6 protein-coding genes are annotated in these 6,173 nt (G+C 73.1%); all 6 read right to left on the bottom strand.

Annotated elements, in window-relative coordinates; translation table 11 throughout:
• Positions 1-106: 106 nt before the first annotated feature.
• The gene (locus ACFVZH_RS35335; RefSeq protein WP_384903982.1) at positions 107-1,417 is read right to left on the bottom strand and encodes a DUF58 domain-containing protein; all 1,311 of its coding nucleotides are present in this window, start codon (positions 1,415-1,417) and stop codon (positions 107-109) included.
• Positions 1,418-1,429: 12 nt separating this feature from the next.
• Positions 1,430-2,413 (bottom strand): AAA family ATPase, encoded by a 984-nt coding sequence (locus ACFVZH_RS35330; RefSeq protein ID WP_384903980.1) that lies wholly within the window; start codon positions 2,411-2,413, stop codon positions 1,430-1,432.
• Positions 2,410-3,612 (bottom strand): DUF4350 domain-containing protein, encoded by a 1,203-nt coding sequence (locus ACFVZH_RS35325; protein ID WP_384903979.1) that lies wholly within the window; start codon positions 3,610-3,612, stop codon positions 2,410-2,412. The genes ACFVZH_RS35330 and ACFVZH_RS35325 overlap by 4 nt, the downstream gene beginning before the upstream one ends.
• Entirely contained in the window at positions 3,609-4,304 is a 696-nt protein-coding gene (locus tag ACFVZH_RS35320) for a DUF4129 domain-containing protein (protein ID WP_384903977.1), read from the bottom strand. Before ACFVZH_RS35320 ends, ACFVZH_RS35325 begins: the two co-directional genes overlap by 4 nt.
• A 4-nt stretch (positions 4,305-4,308) precedes the next feature.
• Entirely contained in the window at positions 4,309-5,523 is a 1,215-nt protein-coding gene (locus ACFVZH_RS35315) for a hypothetical protein (RefSeq protein WP_384903975.1), read from the bottom strand.
• A 403-nt stretch (positions 5,524-5,926) separates the two neighbouring features.
• A complete protein-coding gene (locus tag ACFVZH_RS35310) occupies positions 5,927-6,169 on the bottom strand; it encodes a hypothetical protein (RefSeq protein ID WP_384903974.1) in 243 nt (80 codons plus the stop codon).
• Positions 6,170-6,173 lie beyond the last annotated feature (4 nt).

The raw sequence follows: 6,173 nt of genomic DNA, 5'->3' as shown, positions 1-6,173 counted from the left end.
CCGAACAATCATTGTGGGAAAGCCCCGCACCTCATGGTGCGGGGCTTTTCTGCGTTCCGGGGCCGTTTCCCCCTTCGGGGACGCTCTGTCGTGGCGCTTGTTGTGTTCAGAGGCGGCCGGCGGCTTTCAGGGCGAGGTAGGCGTCGGCCAGCGCGGGGGCGAGGGTTTCGGGGGAGGCGTCGACGACCGTGACGCCGTGGCGTTGGAGCTGGTCGGCGGTACGGGAGCGCTGGGACTGCGTCTGGGTGGCCGCGGCGGCCTCGTAGACGCCCTCGATGGTGCCGCGGTTCGCCGCCATCCGGGCGGCGTGGGGATCGGCGACGGAAGCCACGAGGACGGTGTGGCGCTGCGTGAGCTGAGGGAGGACCGGGAGGAGGCCCTCCTCGATCGGGGCCGTGTCGAGACTCGTCAGCAGGACGATGAGGGAGCGGCGAGGGGCGCGCGCGAGGGCGGTCGCGGCCAGGCCGCGGGCGTCGGTCTCGACCAGCTCGGGCTCGAGGGGGGCGAGGGCGTTGACCACGGCAGGCAGGACGTCGCCGGCGGAGCGGCCCTGGACCTGGGCGCGGAGCCGGCGGTCGTAGGCGAGGAGGTCCACGCGGTCACCGGCGCGGGAGGCGAGCGCGGTGAGGAGGAGAGCCGCGTCCATGGAGGCGTCGAGGCGGGGGACGTCGCCGACGCGGCCGGCGGAGGTGCGGCCGGTGTCGAGGACGATGAGGATGTGGCGGTCGCGTTCGGGGCGCCAGGTGCGGACGGCCACCGTGGACTGGCGGGCCGTGGCCCGCCAGTCGATCGAACGGGTGTCGTCGCCGGGGACGTACTCGCGGAGACTGTCGAACTCGGTGCCCTCACCGCGCGTCAGGACGCTGGTGCGGCCGTCGAGTTCGCGGAGCCGGGCCAGCCGGGACGGCAGGTGCTTGCGGCTGGTGAAGGGGGGCAGCACACGGACCGTCCAGGGAACCTCGTGGTTGCCCTGGCGGGCGGCGAGGCCGAGGGGGCCGTATGAGCGGACGGTGATCCGTTCGGCGTGGCGGTCGCCGCGGCGGGTGGGGCGCAGGCTTGTGGTGAGGCGGCGGCGTTCGCCAGGCGGGACCGTCACCTCCTGGCGGGATGCTGCCTGCTCGGTGCCGGGGAGCCAGCTGCTGGGCGGCCAGGCGTCGCGGAGCTGGGCGCGGAGGGGCCGGCCCGACGGGTTGGTGACAGTGAGCCGGACTTCCGCCGCGTCACCGAGTCGAACGGATGTGTCACCACTTCGGGTGAACTGGAGCTTTCGTACTGGCGCGGCCAGGGCGAAGTCGCACAGAATTGCCAGGGAGAGAGGTGCGTTCACCGCGAGCATCCCCGTCCAGCTGGGGGCGAGGATGCCGACGGGGAGCGATCCGAGTGCGGCGAGCAGCGCTGTTCGTCCGGTGAGGGCCATGGGGCGCCGTTCTCAGCGGGGGACGGGGACGTGGGCGAGGATCGAGTTGATGACGGAGTCGGGGGTGACCCCCTCCATCTCGGCCTCGGGCCGCAGGTGGATGCGATGACGCAGGGTGGGGAGAGCGAGGGCCTTCACATCGTCCGGGGTGACGTAGTCCCGGCCGGTGAGCCAGGCCCAGGCGCGGGCGGTGGAGAGCAGGGCGGTGGCGCCTCGGGGGGAGACGCCGAGTGTGAGCGAGGGGGAATCACGAGTGGCACGACAGATATCGACCACGTAGCCGGCGATCTCGGCGGAGACCGAGACCTTGGCGACGGCGGCACGGGCCGCTTCGAGCTCGGCCGGGCCCGCGACGGGGCGGACGCCGGCGGCCTTCAGGTCGCGGGGGTCGAAGCCCTCGGCGTGACGGGTGAGGACCTGGATCTCGTCCGCGCGTGAGGGCAGAGGGACCGTCAGTTTCAGCAGGAACCGGTCCAGTTGAGCCTCGGGGAGAGGGTAGGTGCCCTCGTACTCGACGGGGTTCTGGGTCGCGGCGACCAGGAACGGCTCGGGCAGGGCGCGAGGGGTCCCGTCGACGGTGACCTGGTGCTCCTCCATCGCCTCCAGGAGCGAGGACTGGGTCTTCGGGGGCGTGCGGTTGATCTCGTCGGCGAGGAGCAGGTTGGTGAAGACCGGGCCGGGCTGGAAGGAGAACTCTGCGGTCCGGGTGTCGTAGACCAGCGAGCCGGTGACGTCGCTGGGCATGAGGTCGGGCGTGAACTGGACACGCTTGGTGTCGAGTTCGAGGGCGGCGGCGAGCGAGCGGACCAGCAGGGTCTTGGCGACTCCGGGGACGCCTTCGAGGAGGACGTGTCCCCGGCAGAGCAGGGCGACGACGAGACCGGTGACGGCGGGGTCCTGGCCGACCACGGCCTTCGCAATCTCGGTGCGCAGGGCCTCCAGGGAGGCGCGGGCGCTGTCCGAGTTCGTAGCGATATCGGGGGTCGGGGCGCTCATGAGGTGCGTACCTCTCTTTCGAGGGCGTCGAGTTGGTCCGCCAGGCGGATGAGAGCGGCGTCGTCGGCGGGAGCCGGGCCGAAGAGGAGGGTCCTGGGGTCCGTGCCGGTGTCCGGGAGACGGGTGGACAGCGCGGGGAGGAGGCGTTCAGGGGAGTGGGCATCCTGGCGGGCGACGCCGAGCAGCGGGGCGAGGCGGGTGCGGGTCGCGGTGCGCAGGACGGAGGCGGCGCGGTCGCGGGCGTCGGCCTTGCGGTAAAGGCGGGCGCGGCCCTCGGTGGCCTCGGAGGCGCGGACGGCGACCGGGAGGCGTTCGGTGACCAGGGGGCCGAGGCGGCGGGCGCGCCAGATGGCGGCGAGTACGGCCGCGATCGCGAGCTGGAGGGTGCCCCACAGCCAGCCGGAGGGGATGAGGGAGAGGAAGGTGCCCGTGGTGTCGCCGGCGGTGTCGTCGGCGGTGGCCGAGGGATCGGTGAGGGAGGGGAGGTACCAGACGAGATGAGGCCGGGAGCCGAGGAGTTGCAGGGCGAGCGAGGCGTTGCCCTGCTGGTCGAGACGCTTGTTGTGGAGGATGTCGGGCGAGCCCAGGAGAACCGTGTCGGTGCTGCCTGGGCCGGGGAGGCGGACCAGGGTCGGCAGACCGTCGGAGAGGTAGCACGAGTCGGCGGTGGTGCCGGGATCGATGAGGTAGCGCTCGCCGCCGAGGTCGACGCTGCCGGCGCGGGTGGCCGCGGGCAGGGCGCAGGACGGGGCGAGGTTCCGCACGGAGGCGCTGGGGGCGGTGGTGACGCCGGGGGCCAGGGTGGCGAGGGAGGCCGTGCCCGCGCCGACGAGGACGGTGCGTCCGGTGGCGGCGGTCATCGTCGCGCGGAGCCCGACCTGCTGGCTGTCCGTCAGCAGGTCGGGGGTGGTGACCAGGAGCGTCGCTTCGCCGTCGGTCGCGGCTCGGGCCTCGTCGAGGGTGGTGGCGCGGGTGATCGTGACGCCGCGGGCGGCGAGGAGTTCGGCGACGGCCCGGCTGCCGGTGGGGTCGGCCGAGCGGGGGTCGAGGGCGCCGTGCGGGTCGCCGGAGCGCACCGTCGCGAGGGCGAGGCCGCCGATGACGACGAGGGCGAGGACCAGCGCCGTGCCGCGGACCCGGGTCCAGACCCGGCGGGCGGAGAGGGCGGTCGAGGTGGCGGCGGTGGCCGGGCGACTCATGCGGATGCCTCCGCGGAGGAGACGTCGAGGGTCGGGCGGGTGCGCTCCAGGGCGGTGTCCAGCTCTTCGACGCGGCGGTACGCGGCCTCGTCGGCGGTGCGGCCCCCGTATGTGACGTCGTCGAAGGTGCGGGCCGTCAGGCGCAGGTCGTCCGCGTGGGAGGGCAGGGAGCGGCCGGCCTCGGCGGCGGCCTCGTCGGCGGTGCGGCCGGGGCGGGGATCGAGCAGGGCGCGTTCCTCGAGGGAGCGGACGATGGCCCGCATCCGCTCCTGGACCGCCTCGTTCCAGCGGCCGGCGGAGGCGTGGCGGGCGGCGGCCGAGCGGTGCTCACGGGCCGTGCGGGGGCCGTCCGCGAAGAGGGAGTCCCCCGAGGTGCCAGGGGCCCGGTGCGGGGTGCCCAGGCGCCACCAGAGGGCGGCGACCAGGGCGATCACCACCAGGACGATGGCGACGAGGCCGAGGACGCCGCCCGGGGTGGCTCCCGAGGCGGTGGCGAAGAGCTTGTCGAGCCACTCCCAGAAGCGGTCGAGGCCGCGCTGGAGGAGGCTCGGGTCGTTCTGGTGGTACATCGGGTCGGACAGCTCCCGTTCCGCCGCCTCGCGGGCGGGGATACGGGAGATGTCCACCGGTACGTCGCCGTCGGCGAGCGGATGTGTCGGCAGTGCCGCGGTCGTTCCCCCCGTGACCGTCACGGCATCAGCCTCCGACGGTCCGGCCGTCGGAGGTGGCGGCGTAGCCGGGGAGGCCCGCGGCCCGTGCCAGGTCGAGGTCCAGGGCTTCGCGGCGGATGCGCTGGTCGACGTAGAGCAGGACGGTCACGCCGGCGGAGATCGGGTAGGTCACCGCGCTGGTGATCACACCGCCGATGCCGGTGATGATCAGGAACGGCCAGCCGAAGGTGGTGGGGGTGCCGGAGAGGAGGCCGGAGAAGCCGTCGCCGTCGAAGGCGATGCCGACGATGGTGAACGGAATCGCGATGATCATCGCGAAGAGGAAGATCAGCAGCTGGGTGAGGATCGTGATCCCGAAGATCCGCCACCACGAGCCCTGCACCAGCTTGGCCGAGCGCTTCAGGGACTGGGTCACGCCCTGGCGTTCGAGCATCAGGGCGGGGGAGGCGAGGCTGAAGCGGATGATCAGCCAGGCGGCCGCCGCCAGGGAGCCGAAGCCGCCGAGGACGACGAGCGCCACCCCCGGGGCGCCGCCGATCAGGAGACCCGGGAGGAGGCCGACGGAGACGACGGCCGCGCCCATGGCGGCCATGAGCAGGGTCAGTCCGACCAGCTGGAGCAGGCGGGGGCGGGCCTCCTGCCAGGCGGAGCCCAGCGAGACCGGGCGGCCGAGGATGGCGCGGCTGATGACGACGGTCAGCAAGGCCGCGCTGACCGTGGACGCCATCAGCGTGACGAGCAGCGACGGGCCCAGGCCGATCAGGGACGACTGGGCCGACTCGAGGGACTGCCGCAGCTCCTCGGCGGGCGTGGCGTCCGGGCTGATGTCCGCGGGCGCCGGGACGAGATACCGCTGGGCCAGGGTGTTCGCGGTCTGGGAGATCACCGCGACCGTGACCGTGATGGTCAGTACCGTGCGCCAGTAGCTGCGGAGGGTCTTCGCCGCGCCGTCGAGGATCTCGCCCATGCCGAGCGGGCGCAGCGGGATCACGCCGGGCTTCGCGGCCGGCGGCTTGCCCCAGTGGACGTTCGGAGGCGGGGCTCCCCAGTTCCGGCCGGGGCCCGCGGGCGGGGTCCGGTCGCTCGGCGGAGACCACTGGCCCGCGGGCGGCTGGTCCTTGGACCACTGGGGGGCGGAGCCGTTCGCGTCGGCCGGAGCGGTGGGCCGGGGCACCCCGGAGCCGTCCTGGCCGTCGGAGGGGGCGGATCCGGGCGAGGTCCAGCCCGGAGTGTCGTTCACGGTCGTCCACCTCGGAGGATTGGTCGCGGTGCCGGATCGGCGAAACCGGCTCGGTCACGGCGGCCGACACCGGACACGGCGGCGGGCCGGGTGCCATCGTGCCACGCGGGACCCGCCCATGGGCCGGGGCCGCTCACTCGTTCGTACCTTCGTCCGGACCTTCATTGTGCGAGCGGCAGACGGCACACTGTGCGGATACCCGATCAAGCCGCGCGAACCGTGCGGTGGCGGGCCGAGCGGGGTGTGGTCGTCGAGATCGCGCCCCGGGCTGGGGGAGGCGCTGTGGGGCAGGTCACGGCAGGTAACGATTGGCTAATGGGACGTTGTCGTAGCGCCTCATGAAAACGGCCCCCTCACCAGCGAGGTTCCGCCGACGAGACGGCCGTGACATCCATCACTGACATCAGTCCCGGGCTTCCAACCCCGATCGGCCGGTGGCGAGACTCCGCAGAGTGGCTGGCTGACGGAGTAGTCCGTCCAGCTGATCGATCGCGGCGATCACGTCGGGGTCGAGAGACTCGGCGTAGATGTCGAGGCTGGTCGCGATCCGGCTGTGACGCAAGATCGCCTTAATGATCCTCGGGTGCACCTTCAGGTGGACCAGGAGCGTGCCGCAGGACTTACGGAAGCCCTTGGGGTTCTTCAAGCTG

The sequence above is a fragment of the Streptomyces sp. NPDC059534 genome (assembly GCF_042743475.1).
In the GTDB taxonomy this organism is placed as follows: domain Bacteria; phylum Actinomycetota; class Actinomycetes; order Streptomycetales; family Streptomycetaceae; genus Streptomyces.
Note: the sequence above shows the minus strand (reverse complement) of the source record. Positions and strands in the feature narration are given on the sequence as shown.

Bases quoted from the DNA above. Each gene is read 5' to 3' on its own strand.
- ACFVZH_RS35335 (WP_384903982.1), bottom strand. From the start codon at position 1,417: ATGGCCCTCACCGGACGAACAGCGCTGCTCGCCGCACTCGGATCGCTC.
- ACFVZH_RS35330 (WP_384903980.1), bottom strand. From the start codon at position 2,413: ATGAGCGCCCCGACCCCCGATATCGCTACGAACTCGGACAGCGCCCGC.
- ACFVZH_RS35325 (WP_384903979.1), bottom strand. From the start codon at position 3,612: ATGAGTCGCCCGGCCACCGCCGCCACCTCGACCGCCCTCTCCGCCCGC.